Raw genomic sequence first — 18,003 nt, forward strand, 5'->3', positions numbered from 1 at the left:
AAACTGTATCTATTACAGTTTGACAGCGTCACCGCTATCAAAGAAATACAACCATTTCTCATCTACGGAAAGACCCGTAATCTGCTCCACAGCATCCCCGTACAATTCCAATTGGAAACGATAAGATTCGCTCAACTCTGAGATCCCACCTCGGTGCTCCAGGACCCGATCACTTTTATAATCTAGCAAGTACAACCGACCATCTACAGAGAAGAGGCAATCGACAATCCCTTGAATGAGGACCATTTCACCAGCAAGTTCACGGCTGAACCTACTTCCTTCTTCAACCAACTCATCGCTACTATTACCACTTGTAGGAGGCGCCAGGCGAGGATAAGCGTCGAGTGCTGGTAAGCCATAACTAAACGGCATTTCCCGCTTTATCCATTCCGCTCTGCGCAGCAGATCGCCTAAGGGACTTCGCATAAAGTCAGCAATCCTCGTTACATCCATCTCCGCGACCTGCTCTTGCGTCATAATTTGGAGCTCCACAAGCCGTTTCAACGTATCATTTACGGTCTGCTCTGCGGCCTCCTCACGCTCAAAGGGAAGATGCTGCATCACAGTATGATAAGCAGTCCCCCGTTCTGTGGGGGTCATCTGACGCTGTTCCATAAACCTCGGACGACGCAAGTGTAGCCTAAAGTCGATTTTATCCTCTTGTGATTCCAGTTCCCTCTTTAGTTCGTCCCGCGCGAAGACGTCAGATGAAGGCTCCTCTTGCATGCTCAGCAGTACTTTCATTTCCGTCACCGATGTTTTCGCACTAATCCGACTTGCAGACTCATATGGATACGACCAATTGAGTCTAGCATCGACAACCTTCTGTAATTGTCCATCCCTTGCCGGCAGGACGGCGAGTGGGTCACCTGAGAGAATTGTCTTCAGTTCAGAGACCTCCGAAATTGGAACTGTCCCTTCATTGGCCGCAGCCGCTTCTGTTACACCCGTCGACACGATCTCCCTAGCAGATACGAACCCAATCATCCAATCAGAAGTGCTATCGGCTAGAACCGCCGGAGACGTTGCAGGAAGTCCCGCAAACTGCCGTAGATCAGCGGCTGCAGGATGGCGAATCAGAGAAGGGCCTATCCAATCTAGGTAGCTACGAGCACGGGCTAGCATAAAGTCCGGAAGTTTCTCCTCCTGAGCTTCGAGCGCCCCTCCCCAGGTTTCGACTGATTTGGTCAAATTCTTCACCGAGGATACAAGCACGAGCTTGTCCTTGGGACGGGTCATTGCGACATACAATACTCGCATTTCCTCCGCAAGAAGCTCCATTCCCGCACGCCGCCGTATCGCTAGATTCGGCAATGTTGGATAACTAACACGGGTATCTCCATCCACGAATTTCGGACCAAAGCCCATTTCCTTATGGACCAGAAAAGACGCATTCAAATCCTGACGGTTGAACATTTTGGAAAGCCCTGCTACAAAGACGACCGGAAACTCTAGTCCTTTACTCTTATGAATCGTCATGATCCGCACAGCGTCCCCTTGTTCACCCGAGGTCGCGGCGGCACCGAGATCTCCACCATTTTCTCGCAACTTCGTCACATAACGTAGAAACCGGAATAGCCCCCGAGATGATGACGATATTTCATACTGTCTAGCCCGATCATGAAGAGCTGTTAGATTTCCTTGACGCTGTGAACCGCCGGGCAGTCCACCAACCCAGTCCAAATATCCCGTCTCACGATAAATGTTCCAGATCAAGCTGCTCAGTTCACCTTCTCTAGCCATGTTCCGCCAAACTTCAAGTTGATTCAGAAATGAATTCAGCTTGGATATTAAGGACTCATCTCTCTGCAAATTGCTCTCATCTTCTATCTCCTGACTACCCTTAGATGCTGCCAAAACAGCATGATAATAGTTACCGTTCGGAGCAGCCAAACGAATCTCAGCAAGTTCCTCTTCTGTAAATGTAAATAAAGGAGAACGTAGTACTGCAGCCAGAGGAATATCTTGTAATGGGTTATCGATAATTTGCAGGAGCGATAGCATAGTCTCCACTTCAGATGCCTGAAAATAGCCTTGACTCAATTCACCATAAGCTGGAATCCCCGCCATCCGTAATTCCTCGATTATTATTGGCGCCCATGATAACGTGGACCGCAATAAAATAACCATATCGCGATAACCAACCGGTCGCATATCTTGTAACTTCTTATCATATATCCGAAGTGATTTATCTCCGTCTGCTAGCATCTCACGAATACGGACAGCTATAGCTCGTGCCTCCAACCGGACAGCCTCAAGTTCAGCGACGTCCTCATCAACCTCAGTTTCATCGCCTCCTCCTTCCGAAGCACCACCGTCTGCTCCGCTGGAAGTGTCGATACTACGATCAATTAATAGCAATTCAGGTCTGTAATCATCCTCAGGTATATCAGGAAACCCTTCCCCATATATCAACTCCGCCCTAGCATCATAGGAGATTTCTGCAACCCCTTCGTTCATAATCTGCCTAAACAACAAATTCACAGCATCTACCACTTCATGCCGACTACGGAAGTTACGGGCAAGATCAATCCGAAGACCTTCGCCGGAGAAATCATTATCATACTTCCGGTATTTATCCAGGAACAACCCAGGTTCCGCTAACCGGAAACGATAAATACTCTGCTTAACGTCACCGACCATAAATTTGTTACCTGGACTAGTACGAGTTATCAAGCGTACGATATCTTCTTGCACCGTATTCGTATCCTGATATTCATCAAGCAAAACTTCATCAAATTGCATCTGGTATTCTTTTGCTGCATCCGAAGGCCAAACCTCATTCGGCGTTGAATCAGGGTGACGCAAAATTTGTAATGTGTAATGCTCCAAATCTGAGAAATCAAGCCATCCCTTCGCAACCTTTTCTTGCCGATATTTGTCGCCGAACTGAGTGATAAGTTCAGCAAGTTCCGACATCAACGGTGCAGCTTCGTTCATCTCATCCAGAAATACCTCTGGATGACGACTATATAATTGAACTCGTAGGTCCGTTACGCTTTTCTTAACTTCTTCACGTAGTGATTTGACTCGCTCCTGCAACAAAGGATCCGTCTGATCCTTCTTGCATGGCTTTAACTTACCGAATGCTACCGTTTGAAACACATCGTATAGCCCTGACCAAAGACCATTCTGTACTGCCTCTTGCAAGTTCTCTATTACGCAAAGATCTTCCTCTAGCGTAGCTGCATACGGAAGTGGCCCACCGGGAGATACTGCAATACGCTGCGCCTGACGCAACAGATCAGCAGCTCCTCCTAAAGTCAGGGCTGTATCAGTGAGGATACTTTGTACCCAAGAGCTTTGCTCGATCGCAGCCGTATCCGGCGCCTCAAATACTGCAGCCGCCTGCTTCAGCCAATGTTCTGGCCAAGGATGACTACGTGAGAAATCGTATAACTTTTGCACAAGAGCAAAGACAGCATCATCACTCCGCTCTCCACCAAACCAATCCGCCAGCTTCAAGAATGGGCTTGCTGCAGACTCCGAGGCATATTTCTGTTCAAACAACTCTTCCAGCACTTCTTGACGAAGCAATGCCGTCTCACTCTCCGAGGCAATCCGAAAACCTGGGTCCAGTGGAATCAAGGTGTAATAACGTTGAATAACTTCCATACAGAAGGAATGAAGCGTCGTGATGGAAGCCCGTCCAAGCATAGCCAGTTGACGATTCAAATGCTCGTTCCCTGGGTCTTTGATCAGCTCCTTCTCCAGCGCTTCCGTAATCCGCTGCCGCATCTCAGCAGCCGCTGCTTTCGTAAATGTAGCTACAAGCAGCCGATCAACACTGATCGGCTCGTCACGATGAGATAACTTACGGATAATCCGCTCGACCAGTACCGCGGTTTTACCGGAGCCTGCCGCAGCTGCCACTAACATATCTCCTCCTGAGACGGAGATCGCCTTCCATTGATCATCGCTCCAGTAGCTACCTTCTGGTTTGGGTATTGTTATCATTGCTCCACCTCCTTACTTCCGCTTTCTTCAAGTAATTCCCATACTTTGTCCTTACCAGGTTTATTCAGTACGTTAAACGCACTTCCCTCTAACGATTCCTCAAAACGACAGACTGGCTTAAAATCACAATGAGTACAAGCTGTCTGAGTACCAAGTCGGTACGGGGCAATTGCCACGTCTCCATCGGTAATACGCGTTCCTATATCAGTAATAGCATGCCGCACAGATCCAATCAGTGTACGCCACTGTTCCTGAGTAGCTACAGATGCACTACTATAAAATCCCCCGTCTGCTTTGAGCGCAACAGGTAAAATATCGGAATGTCCTCGTTCTAACTGCCCGTCCATTTGGGCAATAACATCCCGATCGGCCAGTAGTAAGCCCTTCATCTTAAACCGTTTAAGCATTTCTATTTCAGCATCTTCGCGGCTCAAATCGTTACTGCTCTGTATGAGTGGATTGTGAACATGGAAATACAACGTACCTGCTGGTAGTGCAGGGCGACCTAACCAGACCTCCGCAGATGTCAGCAGTACATCTAAATAAGTCAGCATTTGCAACGATAAGCCGTAGTACACTTCATGTAACTTCAGATCAGTCTGGCTCGATTTATAATCAATGACGCGAAGTAGAATACCCCGCTCGCCTTCAGCCATATCCACCCGATCAATCCGGCCGACAATCTCCATCACATTACCGTTTGACAACTCAAATTTGAGCGGAGGTAGTGGCTGCCCTGGACCAAAGTCCAGTTCCAGACCTACAGGCTCGAAATTCCCCCGTCTAGACTGTTCACCGAGGATAACTGAAGCTCGGCCAACGATATTTTTGAGCTTACGGGAGATATACCCGTAGCGCTTCGAACTGAGTAGAATCTCTCCCTGTAGTTTAGGTATAAGCTCCTCAACCGCTACATCTGCTTCCCTAATACATTCTTCAGGAGTAAGGCTCCCCCAACTCCGGTTCTGTTCTTTGAAGGTGATCGCCATCGAACTAAGAGCCGAATGAAATAGTTGGCCAATATCTGGCGCCTTCAAACGGTACATCCTTCTCTCCTTCAATTTCAGTCCATGAGAAGCAAAGTGAGAGAACGGGCAGGCTGAGAATTTCTCCATACGCGATACACTGGTACGCAGCACCTTACCATACAATTTCCGACTAGTATTAGGTTTCAAGCTAGTTACTTGGTTGCGATAATCTAGCGATTCCAATAAACGTGCTACTTTACCCGACCATTCTGGTTGTTCCTTGAACCAAGCTAACACGCTCCACCAAATCGGAGATATTTCCTTACCAGACTTCCACAATCTAAGCTGTCTAATCAACATAGCCAGCGCAGGTGCTGGCCGGGACACATATTCTAACTGGAGTTCCTCAGCATCCGAAATTGCGGGTCCATCACTGATAAACTTTTCCTCCAAAAAAGGAAAGATTCTCTTTACATGACGGATCACTTCAGAAGGAAGTAGTGCCCCACCATTCTCATCAGCACTTGGATAACTTAGCCAGAGCGAAGTGCTCGCCGAAGAAAGAGCTCCATATATTAGGAACCTTTCATCAAGAAGCCTACGTGTAATCCCCGGCGCCAAGTTCATTCCTATTTCCCCTAGCCGTATACGCTCTTGATCACTGAGCACACCCTTCTCTTGAAGATTCGCTGGCATAATTCCTTCATTAATACCAAGCAGAAAAACATGTCGTACATGACTTGTTTGCGTCCGATCTGTACTTCCAATCAGCACTTGGTCAAGCGAAGGCGGAACTAAGGCTAACTTCAAGTCCTTCAGCCCTGTCTCCAGTACACCGGCGAATAATAAACTACCTAACTCTTCGTCACCCATCATTTCAACGATTTGATCTAGTAGTTCAAGGATGGCGGTCCATAACTGCCGATGCTCCATGGCCTCTTGGGGATGTCCATCACGTAGACTATGGTGAGCCATAAGATCAAGACGCTTTGGTGCATCAATGTCTTCCAACAGCTGGTATACAGCTGTGCACATTTCAGCAGCGGTCTTGGCCTTTTTCAGACGTTTCTCAAAGGCAAATAACGGACCCGTTACTGTCGCTCTACACTTCTCCAGTGAAAGAAGCGTCTTGTTCTCTGCTAAATTCTCTGTTTTCTCATCATCATCAAGCGAGAGGCTCGGAGCCGATTTCCATGGATGACCATCGGTCCAGCGATGGCCATGAATTCCACTCGCCAGAACGTAGTTCTCTAATGCATCCATGTCTTCGCGTGTCAAACTTCCATCCATAGGTAGTAAAAACTCGCTCTTAACACACCGGAATACATCCTCATACTTCCAATATTTCAAAACGACGTCCAACGCCGCTCTAATAAATTCAATTAATGGATGATGAAGCACACTTGTCTTCTGATCTAAGAAATGAGGAATGCTATATTCCTCAAATACCGGCCCAATCATATGCTCGTAGTCTCCCAGGTTTCGTACAAACAGTGCCATGTCCCGCCAACGCGCACCTTCCTCACGTACCAAACGCACCATTTCACGAGCCGCTCCTACAATTTCGGCCCGCCGGCCTCCAGCTACGTGAAGTGATAGGGACTGTGTGAGATCAGGTGGGGGCGTTTCACCAGGCCAACTGATTCGACGCTCATAGGCAGACTCCAAGTAGGACAACGTCTCACTGTGCTTGAATCTCGGATAAGGACGAACATCGAGCAATTTTGTTGGCTCAACTTCAACCCCAATGGATTCCGCCAAAGCCCGAAGCTTCATGTAGGTCATTGCCGTAGGTTGGAACAGATTCAGCTCATGAGGAGGAATCCCATCATCATAAGGACGATCTAAAGTGAGGGCTACGGTCAAAGACGACACCGTTCTCAGCAGTTCGCCAATAGCACTATATTCTTGAGGCGTAAACGTATGAAACCCATCGATCCAAATATGTGCTCCTTTGAGGTACGATGAATCTTGTGCGCCTTCCGTCAGCTTGATGACATGGTCCTCTGCATCAATATATAACTTAGAGAGTTCTTGATCGAACTCGCGGTATAAGATATTTAAATCATGGAGTTTGATCTTTAACAGCGGAGACTCAGAGGCTGAGGACTCTAGAAAACGTAAATGATCCTCTAGTGTAGAGAATTTTGTATTATACTTCTTCATCTCTGTATATAGAGAGTTGATCTCATCGATCAGCCCAAGTTGATCTCCGGCATGTCCATACAGCCTCAACTCGTCCTTACGGCGCCGCATAATTTTGTAGAGCAGCATTTTCTTGCCTTCCTCGTTGATCGGGACCAGAGCAGAACCACCTGTCTCTTGCATCACGCGCAAGGCTAAACGGCGGAAGCCAAGCACCTGCGTCCGAAGGGTTCCACGAATGCCCGGAGTCTGAAGAATTGCCCGCTCAATTTGAAATGTCCCCTGTTCTGGAGCTAGTAGAATTAATGGCGAACCCACAGGTTCCTCGCGTAACTTGGAAGTAATGGCGTCCAGGATCATATTGCTCTTACCACTACCAGAGCGGCCGATAATGAATTGAAGTGACATGTAAATGCCTCCTAAAGGAATATCTAAATAGAAAAAGCCGAACAAATTATCTATGTCCCAGTATATCATATCGCATGGCGCAAAATAAGAATGTATGTTCCATTCAAATAACACAAACGGCTCTGTTTGTGGGACGAGTTCTCCCCTAACAGAGCCGTAATTCATATGCCATCGGCATTTAACAAATCATATCCATATGGATACCTTCCAGATAGTACCGCCTGAGCTATTGTGACACATTTATAGTTTTCACACCAAGGTAATAAAAGAACTCGTCATCTGACTCCTCTATATTACTAAAATCATATTTGAAGGATAATTCTATCAATCGTTCACGACTCGGGATGGGTTCACGCGGGCTCTTGAATCCAATTCTCTGATGATGAGCTTGCAGTCCTGCTCTTGTCCTTGAATGAGCTATAATGAACTTCCCTCCAGGCCGCAGGTTATGGCGGGCATTCGCAAAGATCCTATCCAGATTATCAAAATGCGGAATACTATCATAGATGATGATATAGTCAAAACAGAAATCAAATTTTATTTTATTTTCGAAATCCATACAATAAGTCTCAGCTTGTGGAAACTCATCAGTTAATTGCTCAAGCATTCTACTTGATAAATCAATGGCCACATACCTTTTGGGGCTAATCTCCTTAGTTGCAAGCACAGAAAGTAGTATGCCGGTACCAGACGCTACATCTAATATTTTGTGATGAGGACTAATTCCAAGGGAATCAATTATTCTACTCGCTACTGAAATTGATTCCGGAGTGTTCTTCCAATGTGGAGCTAATTGGTCAAATCGCTTGATATCTTCCTTTTTCTTCTCACGCATCGTGAAGTTATCCCAAGTTGTTCCTTCTATGTTCCATTGCTGGATTGTTTTAAAAAGTAGTCTATGTAAATTGCCATAGGTCATATTCTCTGGAAAAGAATCAACCCATCTTATTTCTTCTATCTCAAATTCTTCGGGTAACTCACCAAGTTCAAATATTTCACAGTAATATAACAAGCCGTAACTCTTCTCCCCATCCACTGTCATGGAGTACTTCGTAACCGGGGTTATTCTAAATGTACGTGCACCTGATTCTTCATATAGTTCTCGTGCTGCAGCTTCATTCAACTCTTCATTTAATTCGCGGTGTCCGCCCTGCACTTCCCATGTTGTCTTCCCCTTTTGCCTACCTACACCCCAACGACCCCGATATTTGGAAAACATCACGACAAACTGGATCTCTTTATCTTCAGGATGATCTAAACCGTAAACTTCAACCAAGCTGTCCAAATAATCACCTCCATATCTGGCTCACCACTCATTTAATTAAAGATGCCTCGATCTGGTCCCGCAGAAATTTCTCATTCAGTCCTTGCTTACAAAACTCAAACTTAATACCTGTTATTCCTTGAATACGGTCAATGACTTGTGCTAAATGATAACTTGTATGTTCTACCAAATGATAGATATGGTGAACATCTTCCATATTGAAATCGTTCGGATTATTAATATATCGAATGATCAGTTGCTTCCATGACTTCAATTGCTGTTCCAGCTGATCAAGTAATTGCTCTGGGGTAAAGTTAGAATTCGGGAAAAAATTATGGAACTCTTGTCCTAATAGATGCTCTTGCTCTGTTAATCTGAGACAATTTCTATGAATATGTTCCGTTACGTGCATCACAATTCCACCTACTGAATTGCTTCCAGGATATTGTTCTACCCAAAGTTGCTCTTTATTTAAAGGTTTGAATGCTTCGCTCAATTTCAAGAAATACAGATCACACATTCTATGAAGCGAGATGCGAAGAAAAGTTTCCCCAAATAACAGATCATTCATAATTTGTCGTCTCCTTAAACACACACCACTACGACTCCGACTTAGATAGCTCTTCTAAACAAGACTGAGCCGTGTATTGTTTAATGTTTACTCTCAAATATCTACGACTGATATGGAGGTGGTTCCATTACTTTAAATACTCCATCCACTCTCTTTACCGTATAAGTGAATTCGGTTTTACTTGAATCCTCCGTCCTCACTTCAAAAAGCGTTCCATCCTCATCCTTAAAAGTAATCACAAAGACAAATTCGTCTTCGCTGATTTCTTTCTTATCTTTAATTTCATTGAAAGAAATTTTCTCTGGCATTACACTTTGAATATAACTCTCAAAAATCTTCTCCTTATCCTGTCGATCGGATTCCGGAGCGAACATCTGTAACCAATCATAGTCGCCTCCATATAGCTCCACCAAGGTTGCGTAATCTCGATCGGTTATGGCGTTAACATATTGTTTCAAAACGTCTTCCGGTCCACCAAGCGCTGGTTCTGATCGCTTTATGTCATTAGTGCATCCAGCAACGACAAGAATACCAATGAGACATGCAAAGATAAACTTCTTCAAAAAAACGCCCCCATTCGTAAATTAAACTTCTACTAAATTAACGATGAGGCATCCTAAAGAGTTGCATTATGTTGGAAATTACATCCACTTGCTTGCAAGTATGGCATAGTGATAAGAATCCACCCAGATCGGCTCGCCATCCTCGGTTCTTTTGAAAGTAGCATTCTGTAGCATATGAGCTTCTCTTCGCATACCTAGGCGTTCCAACAGTCTCCATGAAGCTGTGTTTCTTATATCTGCGCCAGCAATAATCCGATGGCAATGTAACTCCTCAAACCCGTACTGCAGAATTCTTCTTGCTGATTCCGTTGCGTAACCTTGACTATAATAATTTGGGTTAAATACATATCCTAATGTCCAAGTCATAAAATGTTCTAATTCCACTTGTTTGAAATAGAGATGTCCTATCATTTTATTGTTATGTTTTAGACACACAGCCCAAAATGCATTGTTATCCTTTTCTTCATAACGCCTTAACGCTTCTCTAAAACAGTCTTCCTTCGAAAAGACAGGGTAAGGCTCGTATAATACAACTTCAGGCAGCGAGAGATATTGGTATAAATCCTCCCCATCTTCTGGTACAAATCTACGAATAACTAATCTTTCTGTATCCATCATTTCCATCTCCACAACTCCCCACGGCTTGCAAATATCCCCTTTATTTTACCATGGTAAAATATTACTTCATGAGAATTTTGTCACTATAGATGAATTGTGTGTGACATCACCAAAAAATCTATTTTAATATGATATACTCACTGAACAATATTATTGTAAAGGGTGATTGTTACGTTAGTTATCAAACGAGATGGGTCTGAAGTTCCCTTTAATCAGCAAAAAATTATTGATGCCATATGTGCTGCTATGAATTGTACAGACAAAAAAATAGATATGGATGTAGCTCAAAAGGTAGCTGATAAAGTTACGGTTAAAATCTCTAAGTTACATAAAATAGACATTGAACATATTCAAGACGAAGTACAGTCCGCACTGATGAACAGTAAACGTAAAGACGCTGCCGAGGAGTACATTGGTTACCGTGAAATTAGAACGCTCAAAAGACGGGAACGCAGCAGTTTGGATAAAAAGGTCCAGGGTCTTCTCGACCTAACAAATGAAGAAGTTTTAAAAGAAAACTCTAATAAAGATGGAGCAACCATTCCAACGCAAAGAGATTTGCTAGCTGGGATTATGGCAAAAGACTTTGCCCAAACGTATATGATTCCGAAACGGGTTGTTGAAGCGCACAACAATGGAAGCCTGCATTTTCACGATCAGGATTATAGCCCTTACTTCCCTATCTATAATTGTATGCTGATTGATCTAAAAGGAATGCTGGAGAATGGCTTTAAGCTAGGTAACGCGCAAATTGAAACTCCTAAATCGATTACGACAGCTACTGCGATTACGGCACAAATTATTGCCCAAGTAGCTAGCCATATATATGGTGGGAATACGATTAATGAGATTGATATCATTCTAGCTCCGTATGTAGCACAGTCCTTCATCAAGCATTTCAAAACGGGATTACAATGGCTCTATTCGATGAATCGTACGGACATTGATGCATTGGATATTTTCTATGAAAATCAACAGTTAAAAGAAACATACCCTAACTGTTTTGAATACGCTAAACATCTCACAGAAAAAGAGACTTTTGATGCTTTCCAATCCTTGGAGTATGAAATTAACACTTTGGTCAGTGCTAACGGTCAAACTCCGTTTAGTACATTCGGCTTTGGTAGAGGTCTATCATGGGAAGAGCGGCAGATTCAAATCGCTATCCTCAAGAACCGGATTAGAGGTCTAGGCAAAGATGGCAAAACACCTGTATTCCCTAAATTGATTTTTGGGATGGAAGAGGGCGTGAATTTGAAGCCTGAGGATCCTAACTATGATATTAAACAATTGGCACTAAAATGTAGCACTTTACGTATGTATCCGGATATTATATCCGTACCTAAGGTCAAAGAAATTACAGGGTCGTTCAAATTCCCGATGGGCTGTAGATCCTTCTTGGGTGCATACGAGGAAGATGGACAAGCACTACACGATGGTAGATTCAATATGGGCGTCGTAACTGCCAATCTGCCTCGTATTGCGATTCGAGCTAAAGGATCCGAGAAGACATTCTACCGTTTGCTAGATGAATTGTTAGAAACCTGCAAAGAGGGTCTTATGTTCCGTGTGAACCGTCTGAAAGGAGTCAAAGCCAAAGTTGCTCCTATTCTGTATATGGAAGGTGCTGCAGGTAGCAGGCTTCAGCCAGAAGATAGCATTGATCACCTGTTAGAGAATGGTAGAGCCAGCATTTCACTTGGATACATCGGCATACATGAAACAATACTTTCCTTGTATGGACAGCATATTTTTGATGATGAGAAACTTCGCCAAAAAGGGTTAGATATTGTGAAGTATTTAAGTGCTAAGGCTACGGCATGGAAAAATGAAACGGGATATGGTTTTAGTCTCTACTCTACTCCTGCGGAATCCTTGTGCTACCGCTTCTGTAAGCTGGATGAAGAACAATTCGGGGTCATTGCAGGTATTACGGATAAGGGGTATTACACGAACTCTTTCCACCTCGATGTCAACAAGAAAGTGACTCCATTTGAGAAGATTGAGCTGGAAAAGGATTATCCTCAGCATGCGAACGGCGGGTTTATTACCTACTGCGAATTTGATTCTTTAGTGAAAAATCCTGAGGCACTGGAAGCTGTATGGGATTATGCATATGAAAGATTACCTTACTTTGGAACCAATACGCCAACTGATAAATGCTTAGAATGTGGATTTGAGGGTGAATTTGAAGCTACAAACACTGGATTTAAGTGCCCTAACTGTGATAATAGCAATCCAAAGACTTCATCGGTAATCAGACGTTGCTGTGGGTATCTGTCGGAGCCAAGTCAGCGGCCATTTAATGCGGGGAAACAAAAAGAAGTTCTCTCTCGTGTAAAGCATATGTGATGTTATGAATATAGCCGATTATAAAAAATACGATGTACTTAATGGGAAAGGGTTACGAAATTCCCTATTCACCTCCGGATGCCGTCATCACTGTAAAGGGTGCTTCAATGCAGCTACCTGGAATTTTGATTACGGTACCCCTTATACACCACAATTTGAAGATCAGGTTATTTCTGATTTGAATGTCGAAGGCATCAAAATTTCCGGTTTATCCCTCCTAGGCGGAGAGCCTTTTGAACATGTTGATGGTTTGTTGGGGCTCGTTAGACGGATACAGCAAGAATGTGTCGGCAAGGATATATGGATCTGGTCAGGATACACGTTCGAAGAGATTCTAGCCGACACCTCTAAGTCAGAGTTACTTGCCTATTGTGATGTACTTATCGACGGTAAATTCATCTTAGAGCAGCGGAATTTGAAGCTACAATGGCGAGGATCAGAGAATCAGCGTGTAATCAATGTGAAACAGAGCCTTCATCAAGGGAAGGCTCTGTTTCTGGGGTAGCGTCAAGAAGTTTGTGTAAGAGAGTATCTCTTCGGGTTGTTAAATGGTTGGGTGTTCTTTGGGGTGGGGGTCTCCCCACTCCAAAGAACACCCAACCTTAGTTACACTTGCATAGACGTAGTGGGATAACGTGACTCAAACATCTCATTCAATTTCTTTTTAACCTCTAGATCACTAAACCCACGAATGACTCGTTCCGCGAAGCGTTCGTTGTAGTCCATAACGTCGAGGTAATCAATCTTCTCCGCCGCATCCATATTGGTTAGACTGTTCATCGGCTTCAGACGTTTTCGGATTTCTTTATTCATTCGTTCGATCGGATTAGAGGTGTAGATGGCTTCCTTTATCAACGTAGGATATTTGTAAAAGGTCAACAAAGTGGACAGTAGTTCTTCCCAAGATCGCATTTCCTTCGGATACAACTTACCCCATTTCGCTTTCACCGTGTCAAACGCAGCCAGCGCTAGATCATGGTCTGCTGCAGTATAAATAGTCTTCAAGTCTTCTATCACTTCGGTCTTGTGCTGAATGCGGATCTTTGGGAACGTCGAGCGAACTTTATGGACAATGCAATGCTGCACATCGGCCTTCGGATACGTCTCCCGAAACGCTGCATCAAGCCCTGGTAGTCCGTCAAACACACCCAGAAGGACTTCTTTAGCTCCGCGGTTGTATAGATCGTTAAGCACGTCTCTCCAACCGTTGGCACTCTCTTGTCCACCTACATAGAATCCGAGAATTTGACGGTGTCCGTCTTCGTCGATTCCCATAGCAAAGTAGACGACTAACCGTTGCGGCTATTGCGTTCACCTGTTTGATCGTTCTCCATGAACTGCTGAATTTCTGCTTTCATGATAGATTCCAAATTATCTTTAACAAACTGAGTTACAAGATTTTCAAATAGATTATTAAGTGCATTTTCGGGTAAAATAGTCATCAAGTAAGGTCCCTTCTTGGTGCTGTGGTAATCCCGAGAATACCCTACTTTTTTGTGCCTTGACTAGGCTCCAAATCTTGGTACACAACTTATTTTACGCCATCGTTGCTGGAATTGAGTTAAGCAAAGTAGACTTTCTTTGGGGGTCTCTCGTGCCTCTTAATTAATACTGATCGCCCTTTAAGCTTATAAAGTCAAAAAAGAAAACTCTATACCATTGTTAAAGTGAAATTGAAGATTCTTTTATTGTGATCTATAACCTGGAGAGATTACTAGCAAACATTCATAAAACAAATCATTGTAGATCTGATTATAATCTGAAGTCCTTTATCGACTCTAGTTACTTATCCAGCAGTTATTGAAAGCTTAACCTTCAATATAAGAATAAAGGTCTTTATTTCCATCTGCACTATCTTGACTAAACACTTGACCGTTTGTTCAATAATTACCTAACAATTCATACATTGTATGCAAGGTATCGTATCATCAAGCGGTGTATAAAATTATCTTTATTAGCCACATGACCTAATCGGTTAGCTTCTTGACCTGAATCTTGTTTGCAATAAAGAGTAATCGGAAAATAGTATGGAAAGAGGGCTTAAAAATGCCCTCTTCCATTGCCTTAGTCAATGGGGAAATGGCAGTCCCATTTCGTAGAACTAATTATACTTCATTCTCTTTGTTTTTCGATATCCCATTGTAAAAAGTATTTTAGCTCTCAGAGCTTCGAATGAGTAGCCACGCCCGGATAATATGATTCATTGTCTTAATTAGGTGGTTAAGAGACTCTGTATAAGCATTTGTAATGGATAAGTTGAAGTAATTGAATATCTCTTCTTCTCAATTAGTCATAGACTTAATGAGTGGTTCAAAGCATGGCATTATCATTAGGTATCTCAGCAAGCCAAGTTTGATAGATAGTAGGTGTCATCAATAAATTTGGCTTCATAGATGTCATAAAATTACTCTTCAACTTTTATCCTTTATCAAGTAGAGGGAAGTTGTCAGTCCTTATCTGAAGCTTTAATTGATCGCCAAAGTCATTGAGTTCCCTATTGCGCTTAAGGAGTACGTAGTGATCCTTTTATAGCTGTCTACGCTCTTTGACGCTAATATTCTTATGATTCGATTTCCTTATCTTCTATAAAACCTTCGCCATCTTAATATTTATCATTAACAATTGTGGAATTTGGATTAACTGTATGAACAAGCTCTTCTATATTGGTTCCACATATCCATTGCTACATTCAGTGATTACGTAGAAGAACTTCATAATAAACCAAGTCATCTAAGAGCTTTAATGTATTGCTTTTGTTCCATGCGAGCTACATAATCCTAAAAAGATATTACAAACTGTTTAATCATTTACACCGATATCTTCAGCAACACTTGAATAAGGTTTTTTAAGACTGGCTTTCTCAATCCATGTTATTAAATGTTTAGTGACGGAGCGACTTTCATCCTTATCTGACAAGTCTTCAAAAAATGTTTCTTTGCATCCTCGACACTTAAAACGCTTGACACTACAAGTAATCGTTAATTATATTACTTTCCGACATGTCAATAATATTTAGTTTAAAAGCATATTAAATGTCATTCATTCTTTTCCTTTCTCACTAATCCAAAACTTAGGATAATTAACCAGTTCCCCAATTATTTATGCGAGTTAGAGGCAGGATAAAATACACTTTGGATACAAACCTTGGGTAGGATGGAATGTGCGATGGGCAATGAAACTAAAAATATTACGGTCCTCAAGCCCTTTACAAATTGGGGTTGACAAATATCCAGAATCCAAAGCAACGGCTTCAAGTGCAAATCCAATTCGCTGACGTTGACGGTCTAAACGAGAGAGGTACGGCACGGAATCATAAACATTGCTGGTGATTACGAAACATCGGTAATGAGGGTGAACTTCACATCATCGGTACGATGATTCAGATAAAAGAAACCTTCCGGCTTGCCTTCGCGATACATATATCAGCAGTCTGGGAAGTTGTACAGTCCTTCACTTCTTTGTCTTCGTTCACCTCCTCTCGTGGTTTTAGAGCTTTTTTCCCTTGTGATTGACGTTCTACATCTACAACCGCGTTCTGTTCATCCACATAGTATCGCGTATTCTGCTGAGCTTGTTCTCTTGTGAATTTATATTTGTTGGTATTGGCTTTCACATGGGTCGAGTCAGAGATGAGCACACGTCCGCCAACCATTCGATGAGAAACCGCTTGAAGCACGATTTCATCAAAAATATTTGTAAAAACAGTAGTATCTTTGAATCGGGTCCGGCGATTCCAGCTAATTGTTGTGATCTGGAACTCGGTCGGTAAGTCCTAGACAAGAGAAAGCAACGATCCGTGATATTCGTTTGACCCTCGCGTTCCAGTTGGCTCTCAGAACGAAGTAGCCTTTGGAATATCATCTTGAAAAGAACTAGCTGATCAATAGCTGGGTGCCCGTTGCCTTGGCAATAGAGATGACGAACCTTCCCGTTTATAAACGAGAAGTCAATATTTTTGTCAATTTTACGGAGCATATGATCAGTATGTACCAGGTCTTCAATAGAAACCAATTCATATTTCCGTTGTTTATCTCGATTAGAACGCAACATGAGCTACATCGCTTGATATACTCCGTTCCTAAACTGCCCTTTCAAATTCGTAATATTCATGAATAAACCTTAAAGTGAACTTGCGAACCAGGATTACCTGCTGCCGTTATACTAATTGATAAGACAGCTACGGTAGCTTTATTGTTTTATTCATTAATACCTTTACTTTTCATTTCAGAACTTGCAGCTTTAATTCCTAGTTCACTTCTTTCATGTAGTTCTATGGAGATTTCAATTTTTTCTAGCTCTTGGTTTATTCGATTACTCATATACCGGCCTCCTTCACTTATATACGCAGCTTATCTAATACACGATATAATATGGATTTAGCTGTTTCAAAGGGGATTTCTAATTTCTCTTAAGGTATGATCAAAATAAAACCTTAATATTCTTCATCTTCGTTTAACGTATCTACTCATTCTTGAAGTGATACCGTGAGTGGTATATCTTCATCATCCAAACCCCCACGAATTCTTCATATCCTGGTTTTAAATTAATTAATTCCTTTCGTTTCGAAGAATAACGCTCGAACAACTAATAACAATTTTCGTTAACCATGTTTTGAAATGCTCTGGGGTCTTCAATGTATTGATCTTTTTAAACGAGAGGTAAGCTGTTTCTTGAACCACATCTAATGCAACGTCCTTGTTATTACATACACATAAATCCAATAGAAATTTTTCTCATATTGTTGGAATAGATTTACGAAGGCTTTATCGTTTCCCCTTTGTGCCTTTTTGACTGTACAAATGATAATAATCACCTTCCTTCTCTGTTTAATTTTCTAACTTAACCTATTAGACGGACACCTATGTTGTATGGCTTATATTTTTTAAATAAAATTCCTGTAAATATTTTTCAAAAAAACTGAACATAAATTTTACCAAGTCGTCACATTTTTTCAAATAACTTGCCCTTTGTAAAAATGATTTTATTTAAAAAACCAATATTACATATAAGTATGTTTTCTACATGTAAAACCGAAATAACCAATTAAATAGAAATATAACTTACTATGCATTAACTAAGATACAACGAGACCTATAGAGTTCCTGTATTCTTTCAGTTTTCTATCGCTATCTACTAGTCTCCTTATTTCGTTCTCTG

Annotated in this window: 11 protein-coding genes and 1 pseudogene; 2 read left to right on the forward strand and 10 right to left on the reverse strand. The window is 42.4% G+C overall.

From position 1 onward, the window contains the following. Nucleotides 1-12: 12 nt before the first annotated feature. The 6 genes from addA to NST85_RS20185 all read right to left on the reverse strand — a co-directional run bounded on the left by addA (nucleotide 13) and on the right by NST85_RS20185 (nucleotide 10,500). On the reverse strand, nucleotides 13-3,957 hold the full coding sequence (gene addA, locus NST85_RS20160) for a helicase-exonuclease AddAB subunit AddA (protein ID WP_341190192.1): 3,945 nt from the start codon (nucleotides 3,955-3,957) through the stop codon (nucleotides 13-15). Continuing rightward, nucleotides 3,954-7,478, reverse strand: coding sequence for a helicase-exonuclease AddAB subunit AddB (gene addB, locus NST85_RS20165; protein WP_127193340.1), 3,525 nt, complete (start codon nucleotides 7,476-7,478; stop codon nucleotides 3,954-3,956). Before addB ends, addA begins: the two co-directional genes overlap by 4 nt. 226 nt (nucleotides 7,479-7,704) lie before the next feature. Further along, nucleotides 7,705-8,763 carry a methyltransferase domain-containing protein gene (locus NST85_RS20170; protein ID WP_127193341.1) on the reverse strand — a complete coding sequence of 353 codons (1,059 nt, stop codon included), beginning with the start codon at nucleotides 8,761-8,763 and terminating at the stop codon, nucleotides 7,705-7,707. A 28-nt stretch (nucleotides 8,764-8,791) separates the two neighbouring features. Continuing rightward, nucleotides 8,792-9,313, reverse strand: coding sequence for a hypothetical protein (locus NST85_RS20175; protein WP_341190193.1), 522 nt, complete (start codon nucleotides 9,311-9,313; stop codon nucleotides 8,792-8,794). Nucleotides 9,314-9,414: 101 nt separating this feature from the next. Then, the gene (locus NST85_RS20180) at nucleotides 9,415-9,876 is read right to left on the reverse strand and encodes a hypothetical protein (RefSeq protein WP_127193343.1); all 462 of its coding nucleotides are present in this window, start codon (nucleotides 9,874-9,876) and stop codon (nucleotides 9,415-9,417) included. Nucleotides 9,877-9,954: 78 nt separating this feature from the next. Further along, nucleotides 9,955-10,500, reverse strand: coding sequence for a GNAT family N-acetyltransferase (locus tag NST85_RS20185; RefSeq protein ID WP_341190194.1), 546 nt, complete (start codon nucleotides 10,498-10,500; stop codon nucleotides 9,955-9,957). Between the two features lie 156 nt (nucleotides 10,501-10,656). Here NST85_RS20185 and nrdD point away from each other — a divergent pair, with 156 nt between their 5' ends. Beyond that, entirely contained in the window at nucleotides 10,657-12,846 is a 2,190-nt protein-coding gene (gene nrdD, locus NST85_RS20190) for an anaerobic ribonucleoside-triphosphate reductase (protein ID WP_211350170.1), read from the forward strand. Nucleotides 12,847-12,850: 4 nt separating this feature from the next. After that, on the forward strand, nucleotides 12,851-13,351 hold the full coding sequence (gene nrdG, locus NST85_RS20195) for an anaerobic ribonucleoside-triphosphate reductase activating protein (RefSeq protein ID WP_341190195.1): 501 nt from the start codon (nucleotides 12,851-12,853) through the stop codon (nucleotides 13,349-13,351). Between the two features lie 101 nt (nucleotides 13,352-13,452). On the opposite strand, the pseudogene NST85_RS20200 reads toward nrdG, so the two are convergent. The 4 genes and pseudogenes from NST85_RS20200 to NST85_RS20215 form a co-directional block, all read right to left on the reverse strand. Then, nucleotides 13,453-14,288, reverse strand: a pseudogene (locus NST85_RS20200) (IS256 family transposase). Between the two features lie 711 nt (nucleotides 14,289-14,999). Next, nucleotides 15,000-15,119, reverse strand: a complete 120-nt coding sequence (locus NST85_RS29370) for a hypothetical protein (protein WP_445671186.1) — start codon at nucleotides 15,117-15,119, stop codon at nucleotides 15,000-15,002. A 1,106-nt stretch (nucleotides 15,120-16,225) separates the two neighbouring features. Continuing rightward, a complete protein-coding gene (locus NST85_RS29375; protein WP_445671160.1) occupies nucleotides 16,226-16,498 on the reverse strand; it encodes a hypothetical protein in 273 nt (90 codons plus the stop codon). A gap of 544 nt (nucleotides 16,499-17,042) precedes the next feature. Continuing rightward, nucleotides 17,043-17,165 (reverse strand): hypothetical protein, encoded by a 123-nt coding sequence (locus NST85_RS20215; RefSeq protein ID WP_341190198.1) that lies wholly within the window; start codon nucleotides 17,163-17,165, stop codon nucleotides 17,043-17,045. Nucleotides 17,166-18,003: the final 838 nt, after the last annotated feature.

The organism is Paenibacillus sp. FSL K6-2524 (assembly GCF_038005525.1).
In the GTDB taxonomy this organism is placed as follows: domain Bacteria; phylum Bacillota; class Bacilli; order Paenibacillales; family Paenibacillaceae; genus Fontibacillus; species Fontibacillus anaericanus.

Bases quoted from the DNA above. Each gene is read 5' to 3' on its own strand.
- NST85_RS20215 (WP_341190198.1), bottom strand. From the start codon at position 17,165: ATGAGTAATCGAATAAACCAAGAGCTAGAAAAAATTGAAATCTCCATA.
- nrdG (WP_341190195.1), top strand. From the start codon at position 12,851: ATGAATATAGCCGATTATAAAAAATACGATGTACTTAATGGGAAAGGG.
- addB (WP_127193340.1), bottom strand. From the start codon at position 7,478: ATGTCACTTCAATTCATTATCGGCCGCTCTGGTAGTGGTAAGAGCAAT.
- NST85_RS20185 (WP_341190194.1), bottom strand. From the start codon at position 10,500: ATGGAAATGATGGATACAGAAAGATTAGTTATTCGTAGATTTGTACCA.
- NST85_RS20175 (WP_341190193.1), bottom strand. From the start codon at position 9,313: ATGAATGATCTGTTATTTGGGGAAACTTTTCTTCGCATCTCGCTTCAT.
- addA (WP_341190192.1), bottom strand. From the start codon at position 3,957: ATGATAACAATACCCAAACCAGAAGGTAGCTACTGGAGCGATGATCAA.
- NST85_RS29375 (WP_445671160.1), bottom strand. From the start codon at position 16,498: ATGGTTGGCGGACGTGTGCTCATCTCTGACTCGACCCATGTGAAAGCC.